The 19504-nt window shown below is 60.1% G+C and carries 18 protein-coding genes; 6 read left to right on the top strand and 12 right to left on the bottom strand.

Translation table 11 applies throughout. The features are described from left to right. Nucleotides 1-24: 24 nt before the first annotated feature. Both NN484_RS13765 and NN484_RS13760 read right to left on the bottom strand, forming a co-directional pair. Nucleotides 25-705, bottom strand: a complete 681-nt coding sequence (locus NN484_RS13765) for an RES family NAD+ phosphorylase (RefSeq protein ID WP_215501201.1) — start codon at nt 703-705, stop codon at nt 25-27. Further along, a complete protein-coding gene (locus tag NN484_RS13760) occupies nt 702-1112 on the bottom strand; it encodes an MbcA/ParS/Xre antitoxin family protein (protein WP_274657330.1) in 411 nt (136 codons plus the stop codon). The genes NN484_RS13765 and NN484_RS13760 overlap by 4 nt, the downstream gene beginning before the upstream one ends. Nucleotides 1113-1445: 333 nt before the next feature. Here NN484_RS13760 and NN484_RS13755 point away from each other — a divergent pair, with 333 nt between their 5' ends. Further along, entirely contained in the window at nt 1446-2372 is a 927-nt protein-coding gene (locus NN484_RS13755; protein ID WP_274657329.1) for a LysR family transcriptional regulator, read from the top strand. On the opposite strand, the gene NN484_RS13750 is transcribed toward NN484_RS13755, so the two are convergent. The 6 genes from NN484_RS13750 to NN484_RS13725 form a co-directional block, all read right to left on the bottom strand. Then, complete coding sequence (locus NN484_RS13750; protein WP_007909127.1) at nt 2289-2606, bottom strand: AzlD domain-containing protein; 318 nt, start codon at nt 2604-2606, stop codon at nt 2289-2291. The genes NN484_RS13755 and NN484_RS13750 overlap by 84 nt on opposite strands. Then, on the bottom strand, nt 2585-3301 hold the full coding sequence (locus NN484_RS13745) for an AzlC family ABC transporter permease (RefSeq protein ID WP_003220701.1): 717 nt from the start codon (nt 3299-3301) through the stop codon (nt 2585-2587). The genes NN484_RS13750 and NN484_RS13745 overlap by 22 nt, the downstream gene beginning before the upstream one ends. Next, on the bottom strand, nt 3298-3675 hold the full coding sequence (locus NN484_RS13740; protein WP_127648694.1) for a GNAT family N-acetyltransferase: 378 nt from the start codon (nt 3673-3675) through the stop codon (nt 3298-3300). The genes NN484_RS13745 and NN484_RS13740 overlap by 4 nt, the downstream gene beginning before the upstream one ends. Nucleotides 3676-3754: 79 nt before the next feature. Beyond that, nucleotides 3755-4501, bottom strand: a complete 747-nt coding sequence (locus NN484_RS13735) for a 2OG-Fe dioxygenase family protein (RefSeq protein ID WP_034151909.1) — start codon at nt 4499-4501, stop codon at nt 3755-3757. A gap of 229 nt (nt 4502-4730) precedes the next feature. Beyond that, a complete protein-coding gene (locus NN484_RS13730) occupies nt 4731-6017 on the bottom strand; it encodes an OprD family porin (RefSeq protein WP_127648544.1) in 1287 nt (428 codons plus the stop codon). Between the two features lie 294 nt (nt 6018-6311). After that, nucleotides 6312-6980: a DsbA family protein gene (locus tag NN484_RS13725; RefSeq protein ID WP_274659271.1), complete on the bottom strand. Its 669-nt coding sequence runs from the start codon at nt 6978-6980 to the stop codon at nt 6312-6314. A gap of 256 nt (nt 6981-7236) precedes the next feature. On the opposite strand from NN484_RS13725, the gene NN484_RS13720 reads away from it, so the two are divergent. Continuing rightward, nucleotides 7237-9330, top strand: a complete 2094-nt coding sequence (locus NN484_RS13720) for a TonB-dependent receptor (protein WP_274659270.1) — start codon at nt 7237-7239, stop codon at nt 9328-9330. A 150-nt stretch (nt 9331-9480) separates the two neighbouring features. On the opposite strand, the gene NN484_RS13715 is transcribed toward NN484_RS13720, so the two are convergent. The 3 genes from NN484_RS13715 to NN484_RS13705 all read right to left on the bottom strand — a co-directional run bounded on the left by NN484_RS13715 (nt 9481) and on the right by NN484_RS13705 (nt 14213). Continuing rightward, complete coding sequence (locus NN484_RS13715; RefSeq protein WP_007961849.1) at nt 9481-9693, bottom strand: hypothetical protein; 213 nt, start codon at nt 9691-9693, stop codon at nt 9481-9483. A gap of 245 nt (nt 9694-9938) precedes the next feature. Beyond that, nucleotides 9939-11045: an agmatine deiminase gene (gene aguA / locus NN484_RS13710; protein WP_274659269.1), complete on the bottom strand. Its 1107-nt coding sequence runs from the start codon at nt 11043-11045 to the stop codon at nt 9939-9941. A 255-nt stretch (nt 11046-11300) separates the two neighbouring features. After that, nucleotides 11301-14213 carry an aminotransferase gene (locus tag NN484_RS13705; RefSeq protein ID WP_274659268.1) on the bottom strand — a complete coding sequence of 971 codons (2913 nt, stop codon included), beginning with the start codon at nt 14211-14213 and terminating at the stop codon, nt 11301-11303. A gap of 146 nt (nt 14214-14359) precedes the next feature. On the opposite strand from NN484_RS13705, the gene rfbC reads away from it, so the two are divergent. The 4 genes from rfbC to NN484_RS13685 are packed head-to-tail and all read left to right on the top strand — an operon-like array spanning nt 14360 to nt 18584. Beyond that, nucleotides 14360-14905, top strand: a complete 546-nt coding sequence (gene rfbC, locus NN484_RS13700; protein ID WP_274659267.1) for a dTDP-4-dehydrorhamnose 3,5-epimerase — start codon at nt 14360-14362, stop codon at nt 14903-14905. Between the two features lie 42 nt (nt 14906-14947). Continuing rightward, a complete protein-coding gene (locus tag NN484_RS13695; RefSeq protein WP_274659266.1) occupies nt 14948-16756 on the top strand; it encodes a sensor histidine kinase in 1809 nt (602 codons plus the stop codon). Next, on the top strand, nt 16753-18132 hold the full coding sequence (locus NN484_RS13690; protein ID WP_127648538.1) for a sigma-54-dependent transcriptional regulator: 1380 nt from the start codon (nt 16753-16755) through the stop codon (nt 18130-18132). Before NN484_RS13695 ends, NN484_RS13690 begins: the two co-directional genes overlap by 4 nt. Beyond that, nucleotides 18129-18584 (top strand): YiiD C-terminal domain-containing protein, encoded by a 456-nt coding sequence (locus tag NN484_RS13685; protein WP_127648537.1) that lies wholly within the window; start codon nt 18129-18131, stop codon nt 18582-18584. Before NN484_RS13690 ends, NN484_RS13685 begins: the two co-directional genes overlap by 4 nt. 85 nt (nt 18585-18669) lie before the next feature. On the opposite strand, the gene cysQ is transcribed toward NN484_RS13685, so the two are convergent. Then, entirely contained in the window at nt 18670-19503 is an 834-nt protein-coding gene (gene cysQ / locus NN484_RS13680; protein WP_215501404.1) for a 3'(2'),5'-bisphosphate nucleotidase CysQ, read from the bottom strand. Between the last annotated feature and the right edge of the window lies 1 nt (nt 19504).

The following is a 19504-nucleotide window of genomic DNA, read 5'->3' as shown; positions in this document are numbered from 1 at the left end:
GCTATTGCGAGGGCTTTTTGCGTTTCAAACCTGATTGATCTCAAACACAAACGAAATCCTGCGCTGGCTCGCACTCCACACATAACGCAGGTGCTTGCCCTGTTTCGGAATCGACACCGCCGGCGGCCGAAACGCGGCGACACATTCATGGCCCGGCAGGCGGACGCTGTTGTAGAGCAGGCCCCAGGATTCAGACTCGCGCAGTTGTCGGGCAAACGCCTGTGACGGGCCATAGGCGTCTGGATCGGGTTGATGTAAATCGGGAAAGTCATGACGAACGTCGTGCAGCGGTTTAACCACGCGATTGACGTAAGTACGCATGGTCAGCTCAAGATCCGCTTCGTTGGTGGCCGCGAGGAAACGTTCCTGGTGATAGCAGGTTTCGGCGATGGCGGCGGCCTGGCTGCTGGCGGCGTAATAGACGCCGAAGGTGCCATCGGTGAAGCGGCTGCTTTTGCCGATGTGGGTAAACGCCGCCATCACCGGCGTTGAACCGGGGCCGGAGAGTCGGTCTTCGGGACGCACGCGGGCGAGGACGCCGGCCTGCTCGATCAGGCGATCGTTGGTCAGCGCTTCCAGCGCGTAGGCGATTTCCAGGTCTTCGGGGTCGAGCACGTCTTCAAACAGCGCAATCGGCGGGAAGCTGCTGTTGACGATCCGATAGGCCTTGGGCCATTGCGGCTCGACCAACGGTAGAGCCTTCAACCGCGCACCCCGTCGAGGTAGCGACGCACATCAGCGATGTCGACCACCCTCCCCGCCAGCATGTAATCCAGCGCTGTTCGGCCATTGAATGGCGCAGCCGTGTTGGGGCTGCTGACCCATGTGTAGGCGCGCTCGCGGCTGTTGCTGAAGATGATGCTCAACGCCTTGTGAATGCCCATCAGGTACGAGATGCGCTCCAGCGTGTCATGCGGCAAGCGTATGTTCGACGGCAGGTGTTTGTACTTGTAGAACGTGGTGTTGCCGACGCCGCCCAACAGCGTTCGCTGCTGCTCGGCGTTGCAGCCCCAGCGCTCCATGAGGTTGAAGAAGAACTTCAGCGCGACGCGCCCGGCTTCGGGGACGTCGAGTTGTTCACGCGGGGTAAGGGCTGGGGATGAGGTAGGCACGGCCGCCTCCATTGCTGAGTGACATGCCTTCAAGCCTAGTACAGATACGGATGTTTGTTTTCTTTTAATCCGTAAATGAATCAATTCGTTCCTTTGATCACATCCCGGGAAAAGCCAAGAATTGTTATTCCAAGTCAGTATTTTTTGACCTTCATCACCCCCACGTCATCAAAAATCCCGATCCTGTGTCAGCTTCCAGCCATCGGCAGGGGCATCAATTCGCTACTAAATCCGCGACAACTATGCTCAGGTGCTGGAATATAGCCGGCATATGACGCCGGATCGGCAGTCTCGTAAACAACAATACCCAGCCCACTTCAGAGGGCATTACCCATGGATAGCAGAACCTTACGCAACCTCATGCGCATCGTGCAGACCGGCTCGTTGTCGGCCGCAGCCGAGCATTCGTGCCTGACTGTGCAGGCCTTGGCCGCGCAGTTGAACAAGGTCGAAGAGCAGTTCGGTTTCCGCTTGTTTCGACGTTCCAACAAAGGGCTGACGTTGACGCCGCAAGGCACTGAGCTGACGCCCTACATGGACAAAGTGCTGATTGCCACGCGACAGATGGAAGAAAAGGTCGAGGCGCTCAAGGTGCCGGGCCAGCGCACATTGAAGGTTGCGTTGAACAACACGTTGTCGTCTGACTTCAACCGACGAATGATCGGACGCCTGATCGAGGTGTTTCCTGATTATCAGATGGAATTCAGCTACGCCGAGTCGATGGAAAACCTCAGCAAGCTGAAGAATGAGGACTTTGACCTCGCGGTGCTGATCGGGCCGCAACGTCCGGGTCTGCCGAGTATCGTCCTGCCGGATGTGCAGGTGCAGGTGGTCGGCGCGCATTGCGGGCAGGAAAACGATCCGCTGACGTTGCTGGGCAACAAGTTTCAGGTGCGTCCTGCGGAAGATTGTCCGTATTCCCACAGCTTTCTGCGTTTTCTCGACGCCGGTCTGGGCAATCACGAGAACGGTCAGCGCATGGTCTATTCCTGCAGCGAGACCCTGACGCTGTCGTTGATCACCCAGATGGATGCGGTCGGCATGGTGTCGCGTGAGGCCGCGCAAAAGAACGGCCTGACGATTTTCCCCGGTTTCGAGGATTTCCTCGAAGTGCGTCTGGCGGTGAACAACCCGAACCTGTCGGGCCAGGCCTTGAACGATGTGGTCGATCTGCCGCTACATGAACGAACCGAGCGCAATGTACGCAGCCGTCCCAACCGCCACACTGAGAAAGAGGTTTTTGCTGAAATACGCACATAACAACGTCGGAATCGCTGCATAGAATTCCGGGCGATCGAGCTGTATGTGCTGATCCTTGATCAACAAGGGTGTCAGGCTGATCGCAGCGACGATCGCCACCGGCAGGTATTCCAGCGCCCGCGCGATAAACGGCGGCCAGTGCTCGGTGTTGACTTGCAGTGGCAGTGCGCGTGGCAGAAAGGTCACGGCCATCATCAGCGCGACCACCAGGATCAGGAACGTTTGGTCAGGCATACACCCACTCCGCAGCCCACAAACGTGGCGATGAATACGTTGAATGGCGAGGTGCCAACCAGGCTCAGCGCACCCATGCAGGCGACGGCGGCGGCAGCCGCGATGAGCTTGTTGCGGGTGTTGCACAGCGACACCAGCACGTAGAGCATCATCGCGGTCAAGGCGTAGTCGAGCTGATATTTGATCAGGTGCGAAGCGTATTGCGCACAGACAGCGCCCAGCAACCCGCCCAGCACCCATGAGGTGTGGCAGAACAGGTTGAAGCCGATCAGGTAACGAATGTTGACCGGTGCACCGGTGCCCAATTTCACGCTGTGAAATGCAAAGGATTCGTCGGTCAGTCCACCGGCGTAAGCCCAGCGCTCCATGCGGCTGAGCCCCAGTGCGCGCAGGGCCTTGGCCATGTACACCGACATCAGCATGTGCCGCGCGTTGATCAGGAACGTGGTCAGTACGATGGTGGTCAGCGAAGCGCCACTTGAGATCAGCGCCAGCGCGGCGAATTGCGAAGCGCCGGCGTAGACGAACAAGCACATCGCCACTGGCAGCCACATGGGCAGCCCGGCGTTGACCGCCATCAGCCCGAACACGAATGACACCGTGAAATAACCGGCCACCACCGGGCTGGCTTCGGCGAACGTGCGCGATGGCTGATGGGCGGCCATCAGCGGCGCACTGCCGGACGTTTCATTCATAGATCCCTCTCAAATGTCCGCTCGCCGTGGGGTTCGCAAAAACCCTGGGCAGTCCAGAATCGCTTGCCCGCGAGGTTAGCATCGTCGACGAACAGAAACATCCGTAATACACCGACCCGTTTCATGTCAGACGACGCCGCTTCCACCAGCCGCTGGCCGACGCCCTGGCTGCGATAGCGCAGGCTGACCGCCAGATGGTTGATGGTGCCGCGACTGCCAAGCATGCCGCCGAGCACCGCACCGACGATTTCGCCTTCCACGTCGAAGGCCAGATAGGCCGTGGTGGTCTTCTGGATCAATACACCGCGCAGGCATTTGGCGTCCTGCCACTCGCAGAACGACACTTCGTCGAACTGGCGGAAGAAGCGCTCCATGCGCTGCGCGTCCTTGGCGGTGGCGCGTCGCAGCACCACCGGCGTCGAGCACTCGACGCCATCGATTGGGGTGATCTGATTAGCGAACAATGTCGAAAGCGGTCCCGGGCCGCGAGAAGGAAATCGCCAGAATCTGCCGGTACGCCATGGCATGGGTGTGCGTGTTGCGCGCCGGGGTCACGTAGTGGCGCATATCGCGATCGAGGAAGTAGGTGGTGTCGAGAATTTCCTGGTAAGTGGTCGACGCCAGTTGATGCTCGTGGATGTCGTACAGACGACTCTCCGCGCCCTCGACATTGTTGCGCCCCCAGAAGTGCACACCGCTGAACGGATAGCCGTCGCAGTGAATGCCTTCCGGAGTGATTTCCAGTTGTTTGCCGGGTTTGATCTCGATGCGGATCTGATGGATCTGGCACTGCCAGATTTCATCGTGCAATTCTTCCGGCAGCACGCTTTTGTACACTTCAAAATCCGTGTCGATCAGGCTGCGCATCACCGGTGAAGTAATCACTTCATCGGAGAAGTCCTGAAAGTGTCGTACCAGGCCGCCAACATAGGCGTTGTTCTCTTTCGACTGCACGTACGCGCGATGCTCGAGTTGCTTCAATTCGCGTGTTTTCGGGTTGTACTCGAAGTCGCTGTAACGACGGTAACGCATGCCGGCTTCGGCCTGACCGTAGTAACTGTCAGGCTCCATGTTTTCCCAACTTTTGGTCAGTCTGACGAAGTCGGCAAAATGACCGTAGAGATTGAAGTCACCACCCTGGACGTTGACATATTTGTCCCGCCGTAGCGATTCGCCCACTTCTCTGTTCAAAACGATCATTACCAAATTCTCCGCTGCGTTGAGCGGCCTAATCTATTAGGTGGAGAATTTGCGTCCATGAGAAAGAATTTCAGGCATTTAAAGCCTTGATTGAAACGGTACTTGAAGGCGCTTGAAAACAACTTTTGCGTGACAAAAACGCGGTTTTTTTACGGTTTTTGCGGAAAAAGCGTCGAAAAAAAACCCCGAGCCAGTCGGGGTTTTCTCACGTGTCACACCTGAACGATCATCAGAAGATGTTGATCGGGTAATCCACAAAAACGCGCAGTTCGTTACCGCTGACGTTGTACTCGCTGGATTTCTGCGACACGCGCAGGATCGAGCTGCGCAGTTTCACGCTCAGGTCTTTGGCCGGGCCACTTTGCACGACGTACTTGAACTGGTTGAAAATTTCGCGCTCGGTGCCGCCTTCGCTGGTGGAGGTGGTGATGTTGTCGCCACGCACGTAAGCGAAGTTGTAGCTCAGACCCGGTACGCCGAATGCACCGAAGTCCAGGCCGTAGCCCAACTGCCAGCTGCGCTCGTCTTCGGCGTTGAAGTCCGACCAGTAGGAGTTGGCCAGGTAGATGGTGTTGCCACCGTCACCGACACGACCTTGCTCTTTCTGATAACCGCCGTAGGCGTAGCCCAGGTTGCTGTCGCCGGTAGAACGCTGGTGCGCCACGGTGAACGAGTGCGGGCCGGTGGCGAACGTCGCGGCCAGGCTCCAGATCTTGTTGTCGTCGCCGGTAGCACCGCTTTCACGGACATAGGAGTCGTCCAGCTTGGTGCGATAACCGTTGAAGTCCAGGGTCAGGGACTGATCCTTGTCGATCGGGAACACGTAGTTGGCGTTCACGTATTGCTTCTTCAGCACGTCTTCGACGTCAGAAGCGTACAGCGCCGCTTTGAACTGTTCGGTGAACTGGTAGCTACCGCCCAATACGTTGATCGATTTCAGACCACCGCTGTCACGGCCTTCAGCGCTCTTGCGCGATTCAGCAGTGAAACGACCGGCGTCCAGTTGCAGGCCTTTGATCTCTTTGGAAGTGATCAAGGTACCGGTGTAGCTTTCCGGCAGCAGACGCGAATTATCGTAGTTCAGCACCGGCAGGGCCGGCATCTGGTCACCGTAGGTCAGCACGGTGTTGGACAGACGGAATTTCACCGCTGCGCCACCCTTGGACAAGTCGTTGGCAGGTTTGCCGCTGTCGCCGCGCTTGAAGAAGTCGATACCGCCGGCGCCGCTGCGATCTTCGCTGCGCTCCAGGTTCAGGGCGTACAGGCCGAAAGCATCGACACCCACACCGATGGTGCCTTGGGTGAAGCCGGACGAGAACGTACCGATGGCCGCTTGGCCCCACTCGGATTTGTCCGGGTTGCCGTCTTTGTAATCACGATTGATGTAGGCATTGCGCAGCAGCACTTTAAGGCTGCTGTCTTCTACAAAACCCTTGGATTCGGCCTGGCCGTCAGCCATGGCCTGTGTAGCACTCAACATCCCCAGTGCGATCAGGCTGATTCGCTTGTTCAACATTTTGTTTTCCTTATTACGGGTTGAAACGCGCTGTGTCGAACGGCTGAAACGGCGCTATTGCACTCTTTTTTCACCCCGAAACAAAAAGACCCGCCCACGAAAAATCGTGACGGGCCTTTTTATTATTTTGGGTCATGGCGGTTGGCCACAGGCGTTGGGCCGAATCGTAGCCGCGCCCTCAATAACGTGTCAATTTCAAGAATCGTCTTTAAATAGGCAAAAATCGTCTAAGAATCGTAAATTTTTCGATAGCCCGTTGCTCGGAAATGCACTGAGCCAGTGAATCCAGCGCGCCTACGCGCAACCTTCGAGGCCACATTGCGCGGGGGATTGACCCGCCTCATCGCCCACCGTTGCTTGCCCCAGCCAATCAGCGAAGGCCTGCGGTTTGCCAAGCCATGGGCTGATGTCGATCAACGTGAATTGCCCGTCGTGCTCCAGCGCCAACGTCGGAAATCCCTGCCCACCCAACTGAGCCAGCAGTGCGCGGCTGGCTTTTACATGCGCTTGGGTATCAACGGCTTTAAACGCAGCCGCAAAAGTGTCCGCCGCGTAATCCATCTGACCCGCGATGTCGAACAGCACCGACTCATCGGCGATCCGCCGCCCTTCCACGTAATGCGCGGTCTGCAAACGCCCGAGCATCTGCAGGCCGCGGCCGTCGATGGACTCTGCTGCCATCACCGCAGCGATGGGTGGGGTCGAGTCGAAAATCGCCGAGTGATCGCGCAGCAGACCTTCGAAATACGCCTCGCCAAATGGCTGCCCGGTGTACTCGGCAATGCGCCGATCATGGGGTATGACGTAATTGCGCAATTGCGGCGAGACCTGCTGGCGGTTCGGACCGCTCATCATCCCGCCCGCGTGAGCCACGACCGGCAGCACTTGCTGCGCCGCTTGCACCAGCGGTTTGGCGCCGTAGCACCAGCCACACAACGGGTCATAAATGTAGTGAAGGATCATGAGAAAACTCCGGCAGAAAATCAGGAAGAATCGATGGCGGCAGACTATTCCTCCGTGCAGTGGGGAAAAACGCCGGAATGGCTTTCAGACTGTTTCGTGAATCGGTCGAATGGATCAACAGGTCAGGTTGTAGCGAACTCGACATAAGTTGAAACAATCCGACAGAGGAACTTCTCAGGAATAAATTACGGGAGCAAATGCAAAGTATTACCATTCGCGCATTTGAATTCTTCTACCCTTTCGGATGCGCTTTTCAATGCCTGCCCCGTTCCGCCTCACACCTGTCACCCTTGGATTGTCTGCCGTTCTGTCCAGCGGTTTTGCTTACTCCGCCACCGAGTTGCCCGCCACCGCGATCAGCGCCGAAGAGCAAGCCGAGGACCCGCGCGTCAAGATCAGCAACACCGCCACCCGCACCTCGACACCGGTGCGCTATGTGCCGCAAGCGATCGACTCGATCAAGACCTCGAACGTCGCCAACTACGGCACCCATGACATCGGTGACGCCTTGAGCGGCATTCCCAACGTCAGCAGCAGCGCCGATACCCGCTTCGACAGCCTGCGCATCCGCGGTTTTGACGCCAGCAACGACTTCTATCTGGACGGTATTCGCGACGACAGCCAATACAGGCGCGACCTGCACAACATCGAGCGGGTCGAGGTGCTCAAAGGCCCGGCGGCGGTACTCTACGGCCGTGGTAGCCAGGGCGGGATCGTCAACCGTGTGAGCAAAATGCCCGAGTTCGGCCGTCGTTCGACCCTAGAAGCCCAGGGCGGTAGCGAAGACTTACGCAGCCTTTACGCCGACCTCAGCACCGACCCGAGCGAAAACCTCAGCCTGCGCCTGAACATGGGCAACATGGACGAAAACAGCTTCCGCGACGGCGTCAGTGGCAACCGTCAGTTGTTTGCGCCGTCGATGAGCTGGCAACTGACCCCGGACCTCAACTGGCTGGTGCAATACGAATACAGCCGCTACAACCGCACGCCGGATCGCGGCATTCCGGGGGTGAACGGGCGCCCGGCAGACGTCGGTCGCGACACCACCTATGGCAACGATCACGACTTCATCGACGACAAGGCGCAGTCCCTGCGCTCGAAACTCACCTACGAGATCAACGACAACTGGCAACTGCGCCAGACCTTGGGTGTGTTCAAGCTCGACAGCGATTTCGACAACACCTATCTCACCCACTTCGACCCAAAAACCAACAAGGTCGCGCGCCAGCACTGGCAGCAGGATCTGACGACCCGCAACGTCTACAACAACATTGAGCTGGAAGGCGCTTTCGATACCTTTGGTCTGGAGCATCGCCTGTTGACCGGGGTCGAGATCGGCAGCCAGCGCCGCGATCCGAAGTTGTACAACGCCGCGACCGGCAAGACCCCGGGCGCGCAACTGGTGCCGTCGCTTGACCTGTTCAACCCCAACCGCGAGCTGCGCCACACGGGCAGCATGCAGGTGTTCAGCGACAGCCACACTGAAGTCGAAAGCCGTGCGGTCTACGTGCAGGATCAGCTGCGTCTGAACGATCAATGGCAATTGCTGGCCGGTCTGCGCTACGACACCTTCGATATCGAGTCGACCAACCAGCTCAGGAACATTTCCGAAGATCGCGACAGCCACAGCACCAGCCCGCGCTTGGGGATTGTCTGGACGCCGCTGCAGAATCATTCGTTCTACGCCTCGTGGTCCAAGACCTTCTCGCCCGTAGGCGGTGGCCTGATCGGCATCACCCCGGGCGCTGCCGGCAATACCAACGACTTGAGCCCGGAGCTGACCAAACAGAAAGAAATCGGCGTGAAAAGTGACTGGCTCGATGATCGCCTGAGCACCACGCTGGCGGTCTATGACCTGGAGCTCTACAACCGCCGCACCACAGATCCCGATGACCCGACCCTGACCGTCATGACCGGTCTGCAACGCTCCCGCGGCATCGAGCTGACCGCGACCGGCAAACTCGTCGGTAACTGGTACATGCGCGGTGGCGTCGGCGTGCAGGACACGACCATCGAGAAGGATAACAACGGCCTGGAAGGCAAGCGCGTCAACAACGTGGCCAAACACAACGCCAGTCTGTTCCTGACCTGGAAACCGGAAATGGGCTGGTACGGCGAAACCGGCCTGACCCTGGTCGGTCAGCGTTATGCCGACAACGCCAATACCACGGTGCTACCGGGTTATGGTCGTTGGGACGCGCTGCTCGGCTACCGGTTCAAGGATTGGGACTTGCGCGCAGCGCTGAACAACATCACTGACCGTGAGTATTACGCGTCGGCCACCAGCCAATATCAGATCCAGCCAGGCGCACCGCGCAGCGTGGTAATGACCGGTACCTATAGTTTTTAAAAGCAGGATCAAAAGATCGCAGTCTTCGGCAGCTCCTACATGGGGTGGTGTGCTTCCCTGTAGGAGCTGCCGAAGGCTGCGATCTTTTCGGTTTTCCATAAAAAAGCGCCGCCATCCCGGCAGCGCTTTTACCAATCCCTGTTGTTCTTCTTATCCTTCCATCACAGCCCATAACGCTTCCAGTTCGGCCTCGCTGAACAGGCCAGCGGGGTAGCGCTCGATCATCATCCGGCGCGGATCAGGTTCCCTGATCTGACGCGTTCCGTTGGATTTCAAAAAGTGCGCGACAATCTGGAGCGATTCGCCGTTTACGGCCATGGGATGCAAAGTCCGCTCGCTGACTACGTTCACTTCGGCGTTCATTTCAGCGCTCTCTCCCCGTTCATGAGCGGCTACGTTATCCAAGGTTTATGACAGAACTGTTGAAGTTCCTCCCTCTCCCTAGTGCGCTTCGTCCGATACAAGAGCTATGCCAAGGTTTCCGATTTGTCGACAAGCGGATACAAAGAAGCCCGCGATCCAACAGGGCTGCGGGCTTCTTTATATCGATAGCGAGCTAATTTTTTCCTGACCGATTTCTGAATCAACTCAAGCTGTTACGTCTCAACTCACTCTTTGTGCGGGGCTGGCTGCTGTTGGGTAAGGCAGTGGATATTGCCGCCGCCCAGTAACAGTTCACGGCCCGGCACCATCACCACTTCGTGCTGCGGGAACAGCGTCTGCAGGATTTCCCGCGCAGGCGCATCCATCGGATCGTCGAAGCTCGGCGCGATGATGCCACCGTTGACGATCAGGAAGTTCACGTAAGAACCGGCCAGGCGAACGCTCGGGTTGCGCTCCTGCGTACCGTCGACCGGATCGACCCCGGCGCACTCTTCTTCGGTGGCGTACAGCGGCCCCGGGATCGGCATCTTGTGCACCGTGAATGGGCGGCCCTTGGCGTCGGTGCTGCTTTGCAGCACTTTCATTGCGGCCTGGCAGCGCGGGTAGTTCGGATCCTGCGGATCATCGGTCCACGCCAGCAGCACTTCGCCCGGACGCACGTAGCAGCAGAAGTTATCCACATGGCCGTCGGTTTCGTCGTTGAACAGGCCATCCGGCAGCCAGATGATTTTATCCACCGACAGATTGTCGCGCAGCATCGCTTCAATCGCTGCGCGATCCAGGTGCGGGTTGCGGTTGTGATTGAGCAGACACTCTTCGGTGGTGATCAGCGTGCCTTCGCCATCGACATGAATCGAACCGCCTTCGAGCACAAAACCTTCGGTGCGATAACGCGGGCTGCGCTCGATTTCGAGAATCTTGCCACCGACCTGCGAATCACGGTTCCACGGCGAGTACAGACCGCCTTCAAAACCACCCCAAGAGTTGAAGTCCCAGTTCACACCGCGCACTTCACCGCTGTTGTTGATGACGAACGTCGGGCCGGTGTCACGCACCCAGGCGTCATCGCTGGACATCTCGACCACGCGGATATTCGGTACGTCGAGACGTGCACGGGCGTTTTCGTACTGACCGGCCGACACGGCGACGGTCACCGGTTCGAAGCGGGCGATGGCCTTGGCCACTGCAACATGCGCGGCCTGCGCCGGCTTGCCACCCAGGCGCCAGTTGTCCGGGCGCTCGGGCCAGATCATCCAGGTCTGGGTCTGCGGCGCCCACTCGGCCGGCATGTAGAAGCCATCGTCACGCGGGGTGCTTTTCAAAGTGGTCATCAGATCAGGACTCCTGGGAACCGTCGAGGGTTTACAAAGCAATGGCGACTTTATAACCGATAAATATCGTATTTTAAATCTTTTAAGGTACTTAAAGCCTAAAAAATACTTCTTAAACCCGATACAAATCGAACTAACCCCACAAAACCAAATGTAGGAGTGAGCCTGCTCGCGATGGCGGCGAGTCAGGCAACACAAAGGTGACTGACACGCCGCCATCGCGAGCAGGCTCACTCCTACAGGAAGCAATGTCAGTTACAGGCCTTCCTCGAGCACCCGATCCAGCATGTCGACAAAGAAGTCCACGCTGCGACGCGACGTGACCATCGGCGGTTTGATCTTGAGAATGTTCAGGTCATCCCCGGTCGGTTGCATGAAGATCCCCAGCTCACGCAGGCGATCGCACAACAGGGTGGTCTCCTCGGTGGCCGGCTCCAGCGTCTCGCGGTTGCGGATCAACTCCACCCCCAGATAGAAGCCGGAACCATGCACCGCGCCCACCAGCGGATGTTTATCGATCAATGCTTGCAGACGCGCCTTGAAGTGACCGCCGACCACCTGGGCGTTTTCCCAGAGCTTTTCTTCTTCCATCACATCCAGCACCGCCATACCGATCTGGCAGCTCACGGGGCTGCCGCCGGCCGACGAAAAGAAATAGCCTTCAGCCTCCAGCGCTTCGGCGATTTCCCGACGCGTAATGACGGCACCGAGCGGCTGGCCGTTGCCCATGCCCTTGGCCATGGTGATGATGTCCGGCACCACGCCCTGCTCTTCGAAGCCCCAGAAAAAGTGGCCCATGCGCCCGTAACCGACCTGCACTTCGTCGGCGATGCACACCCCGCCCTGAGCACGCACCAACGCATAGACCTGTTTCAGATAAGTCGGTGGCAGCGAGATACCGCCGGCATTGCCGTACACCGGTTCGCAGATGAACCCGGCCAATTGGCGCTTCTGTTCGGCGATATGCGCCAACTGGGCCTCAACGCTGCGCACGTAGTCCGGAGCAGAATCGAGACCACGGAATTGGCCACGATAAATATTCGGTGCGGTCACCGGGTGCACCCAATCCGGGCGGCTTTCCAGTGCTCGCGGGTTGTCGGCAACCGAGGTCGACACCGCATCGGCGCCGACCGTCCAGCCGTGATAAGCCTCGAGCACGCTGAGCATGTCGCGGCCGCCGCTGTAGGCCCATGCCAGACGAATCGCCAAGTCGTTGGCCTCGCTGCCGCTGTTGACCAGAAACACCCGGTCCATGCCTTCCGGCGCCAGTTTCAGCAAGCGCTCGGAAAACTCCGCCACCGCCGCATAGTTGAAGCGTGAATTGGTGTTGAGCAGCGACCACTGCCGCGCCGCCACCTGCGCCATGCGCGGATGACCGTGGCCGAGCACAGCGACGTTGTTGAGCATGTCGAGGTAGGAGCGACCCTGCATGTCGATCAGGTGATTGCGCCAGCCGCGTTCGATGCGCGGCGGGTCGACGTAATAGTGTTTTTGCGTGCGGGCGAAACTGGCGTCGCGCCGCTCGAGCAAGGTTTTGGCGTCCAGTTCCGGCTCGGCATCGCAGGCCAGGCCCAGCAGCGCCGCCGGTGAGGGGCATAACGCCTGCCACGCAGCAGCGCGCGAAGGGCTGCAGAACAACGGCGCATCCAGCGTGGCTACACGGCTCAACTGTACCTTCAACGGTCCACCGACCGCTCCCAGCACCTGACCTTTGACCAGCGCCGCGCCGCTGTGCAGTGAAGCGTTCACGCCCCACAGGCGCACGCTGAGCTGTGGCCCGTCGAGTTGCAGCACACCGTCCGCCGCGTGGTGCAATACCCCGGCAAATGGCGCTTCTACAGCCGAGCCTTGCGGTACGCGCAATTCAACGTGCAGCGGGAAGGTGTCCGGCTCGACCGCGCTGTCCGGTCGTGTTTGCGACAAGCGATATTGCCCGTAACGACTCGCCGCCAGGCCATGCGCGGCGGCGGCTTCCGTCAGCAACCGCTGATCGATGCCGTCCTGCTCCCAGTTGCCCGCCTCGAAATGCGGGCTGAGGACGCCCAAATCGATCAACGCAAATTCGCGCCCGACCAGCTCTGGCAACAGCGGCGCAAAACCTTCACTGCCGATCGCCGGCAAACGCTGGCCGACTGATGTGAGGATCGCCGCTTCCATCAGCGCCAGCGGCACCGAAGTGGCCACGTGGAAAATCTCCCATTCGTGGCCAAGGTTGTCGCGACTGTAAGTGTTGCCCGGATCGATACTGACCTGTTGTTCGCCACTGAGCACCAGCACCGCCGCCCGCGCCACGATCAATGGCCACAGCGCCTGCAACTCTTCGTGTTGCAACGGATTCACCGCGTGATAGGCCTGCACCGCCGGCAGAATCACGAAAGGGTCACCGCCGGCATGGTGCAGCAGCGCCGCGCACGTCACCGACAGATCGGTGATCCGCCAGGTACGGACCAGATCACCGAAGTCGATCACCCCCTGCAATTGCCAGTGGCGCCGGGCGTCCCGTTGCCAAACGGCATTGTCGTCGGTGATGTCCATGTGAATCGCCTGCACCGGCAGTTTGTCCTGCAACGGCTGCAAACGGCGCTCGGCCTGTTCGGCGGCGTCCGCGATCAAGGCGCGCTGGCGCTCATCCTTGATGACCGGCAGCAGATGGTTGATCAGTGCATTGGCGTGGCGCGCGTCCCATTGCAGCGTGCGCTCAAGCCCCGGATGGTCGAAGCCGGCCAACGCCAGGTCCATCTCACCACACAGCTGACCGAAACCGGCCACCACGTCGTGGCCCAGGTGTTCAAGATGGGTCAGCGGCTGGCCTTCGATGTAATCCAGCAGCCGCACGTGTACCGGCTCGCCGTTGGCCTGCAGCGACAACAGGTCCTCGCCGTTAATGGCCGGGATCACCTTGGGCACGTGCACCGACGAGTGCTCGGCGAGGTACTTGAGCCCCGCATGCTGGGCCTGCAGCTCCACCAGCGCATAATCACCGCGGCAGATTTTCAGGACAAAGCGCCCACGCGCGCTGTCGATCCGGTAATTGAGATCCTGCTGACTGCCCAGCGCCTGTAACGTGCCGCTGAACCCGTAATGCTCCGCCAACCACTGCCGGGCCAGCGCCTCGGAGACCTGCGGGCTGGGCAAGCTGGCGCGATGAATCAACGTGGCGAGCGGCATGAGACGACCCCTGAAATGTTATTAGGCGCCTATATCGCCATTGCTGCAGAGGATGCGCAACCCCCAATCGAGGTTATTCAAGTGCTCGCATCCGCCGGCGCTTTGCGCAAGAATGTCGGCCATTCACATCTATCTGGAAAAAACTCATGAATGTAATCACCACCGATCTGCCCGGTGTTCTGATCATCGAACCCAAGGTATTTGGTGACGAGCGCGGCTTCTTCTACGAGAGTTTCAACGCCAAAGCATTCCAGGATGCAACCGGTCTGGACACTCAATTCGTTCAGGACAACCATTCGCGCTCGCAAAAAGGCGTGCTGCGCGGCCTGCATTACCAACTGCAGAACACCCAGGGCAAACTGGTTCGGGTAACCGCTGGTGAAGTGTTTGATGTGGCCGTGGACATTCGTCGCAGCTCGCCGCACTTCGGCAAATGGGTTGCCGTTCGCCTCTCGGCTGAAAACCACCGTCAACTGTGGGTTCCGGAAGGTTTCGCCCATGGTTTTGTGGTGCTGAGCGAGTTCGCAGAATTCCTCTACAAGACCACCAACTACTACGATCCATCGTCCGAGCGCAGCATTCGCTGGGACGACCCTGCTCTGGGCATCGACTGGCAACTGGACGAAGCGCCGAAGCTGTCGGCCAAGGATCAGGCTGGTGCACTGCTCAAGGACGCTGACGTCTTCGCCTGAGCCTAGGCATAATGCGCCTGTTCACTCAGGCGCATCCGGCTCATGAAACCTACCCTTCCCCGCAGACCCCGCTGGCGCAGCCTCGCCCTGTTGGCTTTGTGTCTGGCACCGCTGCTGTGGCCGCTGGAACATCTGGCCGAGCGCTATTACCGCAGTGAACTGGCCGGGCAGAACCGCCAGACCCTCGATCTCTACGTCGCCAACCTGCTGGGCACCCTGCACCGCTACGAAGTGTTGCCGCAGATCCTCGGCGACCTGCCGGCCCTGCGCGCCGTACTCGGGGCACCGGACGACGGGGTCACCCAGGGCAACGCCAATCGCCTGCTGAAAAACATCGCGGCGCAGACCGGTGCCGAAGTCATGTACCTGATGGACACCAGCGGCCAGACCCTTGCAGCGTCGAACTGGGACAAACATGACAGCTTCGTCGGGCGCAATTTCGCGTTCCGTCCGTATTTCAGCGAAGCCATGGCCGGACGCCTCGGACGTTTCTTCGGTCTGGGCACCACCTCGGCCAAGCGCGGTTATTTCTTCGCCGCTGCGGTGCGCAACGGCGAAAAAATCATCGGTGTACTGGTGATCAAGGTCGACCTCGACCACACCGAAAGCCTGTGGGGCAAAACCCCGGAACAACTGCTGGTGACCGACCACAATGGCGTGGTGATTCTCACCTCGCGCCCGGAATGGCGTTTCCGCTCGACCCGCACCTTGAGCGATACCGAGCGCTCGGCGATCACCGCTATCCTGCCCTACCCGACCCGCGAACCGCGCCCGTTGAACCTCAGTCCCAACGACTGGCTGACGCAGACCGTGAACATCGCCGAAACCGGCTGGAGCGTCAGCATTCTCGCCCCGCGCACGCTGATCGACCGCCCGGTGCGCACCGTTGTCGCGATCGGTGGCGCCACGCTGTTGGTGGTGATGCTGTTGCTGGGGCTGATGATGCAGCGCCGCCGGCATTATCTGGAACGCATCGCGTTCGAAGCCAAGGCCCGTCGCGAACTGGAAGGTCGGGTGGCCGAGCGGACCAGCGATCTGGAAGGCCTCAACCGCCGCCTCAAACAGGAAGTGCTGGAGCGTGAACAGGCCCAGCAGGAACTGGTGCGCGCCCAGGACGATCTGGTCCAGGCCGGCAAACTGTCGGCACTGGGCACCATGTCGGCGAGCATCAGCCACGAACTCAACCAGCCGCTGGCGGCGATCCGCAGCTACGCTGAAAACGCCGAAGTGCTGCTCGATCATCAGCGCACCGACGACGCTCGCGGCAACCTCAAACTGATCAGCGAACTGACCGGGCGCATGGCCTCGATCATCGCCCACTTGCGCGCCTTCGCCCGTCGCGACCGCCACGCTCCGGAGAGCGTCGCCCTGCAACCGGCGCTGGACGATGCGCTGGCGTTGTTGGCCAAGCGTCGCCGGAGCATGGAGGTCGAGCTGATTCGCGACCTGCCCGCCGCCACCCTGTGGGTCGAAGCCGGGGAAACCCGTCTGCGCCAGGTGCTCGGTAACCTGCTGGCCAACGCCCTCGATGCGCTGACCGAAAAAGGTCCGCCGCGCAAACTCTGGCTGAGTGCCGAATCCACCGCCGAAGGCGTCAATCTGTACATTCGCGATAACGGCCCGGGGTTCTGCATGGAAGCCCTCGGCCGCGCCAGCGAGCCCTTCTACACCACCAAAACCCGCACGCAGGGCCTTGGGCTGGGACTGGCCATCTGTGAAACCCTGATGCGCGCCTTCGGTGGTGAACTGTCGTTCGCCAACCACAAGCAAGGTGGCGCCTTGATCACCCTGCGGCTGCGCGCCGGTGCGCCCGGGGTCAGCCTGCAACCGTCCGAGGATCGAAGTGCATGACCATCGACAATCGCATTCAGGTGGTGTTGATCGACGACGATCCGCACCTGCGTCAGGCCCTCGGCCAGACCCTGGACCTGGCCGGCCTGAAAATCCTTCCGCTGTCCGAAGCCAAAGGCCTCGCCGCACAATTGGAGCGTGACTGGCCCGGCGTGGTGGTCAGCGACATTCGTATGCCGGGCATGGACGGCCTGGAACTGTTGAGTGAGTTGCACGCTCAGGATCCGGAACTGCCCGTGCTGCTGATCACCGGCCACGGCGATGTGCCGCTGGCGGTACAGGCGATGCGTGCCGGCGCCTATGATTTCCTGGAAAAACCGTTCGCCAGTGACGCGTTGCTCGACAGCGTGCGCCGCGCCCTGGCCCTGCGCCGACTGGTGCTGGACAACCGCAGCCTGCGTCTGGCCTTGAGCGACCGCAATGAACTGAGTGCACGGCTGGTCGGCCATTCGGCGCCGATGCTGCGCCTGCGTGAGCAGATCGGCGCGCTGGCGGCGACCAAGGCTGACGTGTTGATCCTCGGTGAAACCGGGGCCGGCAAAGAGGTCGTGGCCCGTGCATTGCACGACTTGTCGAGCCGACGCAACGGCCCTTTCGTGGCGATCAACGCCGGGGCGCTGGCGGAATCGGTGGTCGAAAGCGAACTGTTCGGGCATGAGCCGGGCGCCTTCACCGGCGCGCAGAAACGCCGGATCGGCAAGTTCGAATTCGCCAATGGCGGCACACTGTTCCTCGATGAAATCGAAAGCATGAGCATGGACGTGCAGGTGAAACTGCTGCGCATGCTGCAAGAGCGTGTGGTCGAACGCCTCGGCGGCAATCAGTTGATCCCGCTGGACATCCGCGTCATCGCCGCGACCAAGGAAGACCTGCGCCAGGCCGCCGATCAGGGGCGCTTCCGCGCCGACTTGTATTACCGTCTGAATGTCGCGCCGCTGCGCATTCCACCGCTGCGTGAACGCGGCGAAGATGCGCTGGTGCTGTTCCAGCATTACGCCGATGAAGCCAGCGCCCGCCATGGCTTGCCGCCTCACGAACTGCAACCGGCGCAACGCGCCTTGCTGCTGCGCCACACCTGGCCGGGCAACGTGCGCGAACTGCAGAACGCCGCCGAGCGTTTCGCCCTCGGCCTGGAGTTGGCGCTGGATAACAGCGGTGAAGGCGGCACTGCCGTGGAAGTCATCAGCGGCGGTCTGAGCGAGCAAGTGGAAAACTTCGAGAAATCGTTGATCGCCGCAGAATTGGCGCGCTCCCACAGTTCGGTGCGCAGCCTCGCCGAAGCCCTGGGGATTCCGCGCAAGACCCTGCACGACAAACTGCGCAAGCACGGGTTGAATTTCGCCGACAGTGGCGCCCATGGAGACGAAGCCGAATGAACCGCGACAGCCGCTATCTGGAGTCCGTGCTGCATCACGACATTCCGCTGACCCGCGAGATGGGCCTCAAGGTACTCGACTGGCATGAGCAGCAGTTAAGCCTGTACTTGCCGCTGGAGCCGAACGTCAATCACAAGAGCACCATGTTCGGCGGCAGCCTCTACTGCGGCGCGGTGCTCGCGGGTTGGGGCTGGCTGCATTTGCGCCTGAAGGAGCAAGGCATCGAAGACGGGCACATCGTGATTCAGGAAGGGCAGATCAGCTATCCGCTGCCGGTGACCGGCGACGCCACGGCGATTTGCCCGGCACCGCAGGCGGCGGTGTGGAAGAAGTTTCTGGCGATGTATCAGCGCTACGGGCGGGCGCGGCTGACGCTCAACACGCGGATCGTCAATGCCGGCAGTGATGAGGATGCGGTGACCTTCAGCGGGCAGTACGTTCTGCACCGCTAACGCAAAAGACCGCAGCCTTCGGCAGCGCCTACAGGTAAATGCGAAATCCTGTGTAGGAGCTGCCGAAGGCTGCGATCTTTTGATCTTATGAGCGAGCCAGCTCCAGCAGTCTTGAACGCCACGCCGCTTTCGCCGGCAACGCCAAAAAGAACTCATTGCGCAACGACTCACGCGCCGGGTAACAGAACGCTTCGCCCTGCAGATCCACGACTTCACCGCCCGCGCCTTCCAGCACGCCCTGGGCAGCGGCGGTGTCCCACTGCGACGTTGGCGCCAATCGCGGATAACAATCCGCCGCCCCTTCAGCCAACAGGCAAAACTTCAGCGAGCTGCCGATGTTCGCCAGTTGCAGTTCACCCAGACTGGCACTCAGGCCGGCGAGCAAACGCTCCTGCTCAGGGCTGGAATGCCGACGGCTGGCCACCACGGTGAACGCTTCACCGAGTGCGGGCACATCACGCACTTGAATCGCGACCGGCGTGCCGTCCTTATCGCCGCGCCACGCGCCGAGACCGGCACCGCCGACATAGAACCGGCCATTGGTCGGCATCGACACCACACCAAACACCACCCGGCCGTTTTCGATCAGGGCAATGTTGACGGTGAACTCTTCACTGCCACTGATGAACTCCTTGGTGCCATCCAACGGATCCACCAGCCACCAGCGCTGCCACCCGGCGCGTACGCTCTGCGGAATGTTGGCGTCTTCTTCGGACAGAATCGGAATGCTGGAATCCAGCGCGGTCAGCCCGGCGACGATCACGTGGTGTGCGGCCATGTCCGCTGCAGTCACTGGTGAATCATCGGACTTGGCTGTGACTTCAACACCGGCGCGCCAGAACGGCAGGATCGCCTCGCCAGCCTGCAATGCCAGCTCAACCACTGGCGCCATCAACGGATGGGGAAAATTCATCGACATC

Origin of the sequence: Pseudomonas serboccidentalis, from assembly GCF_028830055.1 — a bacterium.
Taxonomy (GTDB): Bacteria; Pseudomonadota; Gammaproteobacteria; order Pseudomonadales; family Pseudomonadaceae; genus Aquipseudomonas; species Aquipseudomonas serboccidentalis.
This window is presented reverse-complemented; position numbering and strand designations above follow the sequence as displayed.

What these genes read in the sequence shown, in the direction of transcription:
- NN484_RS13685 (WP_127648537.1), top strand. Translation starts at nt 18,129, where the DNA reads ATGAACCGCGACAGCCGCTATCTGGAGTCCGTGCTGCATCACGACATT.
- rfbC (WP_274659267.1), top strand. Translation starts at nt 14,360, where the DNA reads ATGAATGTAATCACCACCGATCTGCCCGGTGTTCTGATCATCGAACCC.
- NN484_RS13715 (WP_007961849.1), bottom strand. Translation starts at nt 9,693, where the DNA reads ATGAACGCCGAAGTGAACGTAGTCAGCGAGCGGACTTTGCATCCCATG.
- NN484_RS13730 (WP_127648544.1), bottom strand. Translation starts at nt 6,017, where the DNA reads ATGTTGAACAAGCGAATCAGCCTGATCGCACTGGGGATGTTGAGTGCT.
- cysQ (WP_215501404.1), bottom strand. Translation starts at nt 19,503, where the DNA reads ATGTCGATGAATTTTCCCCATCCGTTGATGGCGCCAGTGGTTGAGCTG.
- NN484_RS13690 (WP_127648538.1), top strand. Translation starts at nt 16,753, where the DNA reads ATGACCATCGACAATCGCATTCAGGTGGTGTTGATCGACGACGATCCG.
- NN484_RS13745 (WP_003220701.1), bottom strand. Translation starts at nt 3,301, where the DNA reads ATGAATGAAACGTCCGGCAGTGCGCCGCTGATGGCCGCCCATCAGCCA.
- NN484_RS13755 (WP_274657329.1), top strand. Translation starts at nt 1,446, where the DNA reads ATGGATAGCAGAACCTTACGCAACCTCATGCGCATCGTGCAGACCGGC.
- NN484_RS13740 (WP_127648694.1), bottom strand. Translation starts at nt 3,675, where the DNA reads ATGGAGCGCTTCTTCCGCCAGTTCGACGAAGTGTCGTTCTGCGAGTGG.
- NN484_RS13705 (WP_274659268.1), bottom strand. Translation starts at nt 14,213, where the DNA reads ATGCCGCTCGCCACGTTGATTCATCGCGCCAGCTTGCCCAGCCCGCAG.
- NN484_RS13750 (WP_007909127.1), bottom strand. Translation starts at nt 2,606, where the DNA reads ATGCCTGACCAAACGTTCCTGATCCTGGTGGTCGCGCTGATGATGGCC.
- aguA (WP_274659269.1), bottom strand. Translation starts at nt 11,045, where the DNA reads ATGACCACTTTGAAAAGCACCCCGCGTGACGATGGCTTCTACATGCCG.
- NN484_RS13725 (WP_274659271.1), bottom strand. Translation starts at nt 6,980, where the DNA reads ATGATCCTTCACTACATTTATGACCCGTTGTGTGGCTGGTGCTACGGC.
- NN484_RS13735 (WP_034151909.1), bottom strand. Translation starts at nt 4,501, where the DNA reads ATGATCGTTTTGAACAGAGAAGTGGGCGAATCGCTACGGCGGGACAAA.
- NN484_RS13695 (WP_274659266.1), top strand. Translation starts at nt 14,948, where the DNA reads ATGAAACCTACCCTTCCCCGCAGACCCCGCTGGCGCAGCCTCGCCCTG.
- NN484_RS13720 (WP_274659270.1), top strand. Translation starts at nt 7,237, where the DNA reads ATGCCTGCCCCGTTCCGCCTCACACCTGTCACCCTTGGATTGTCTGCC.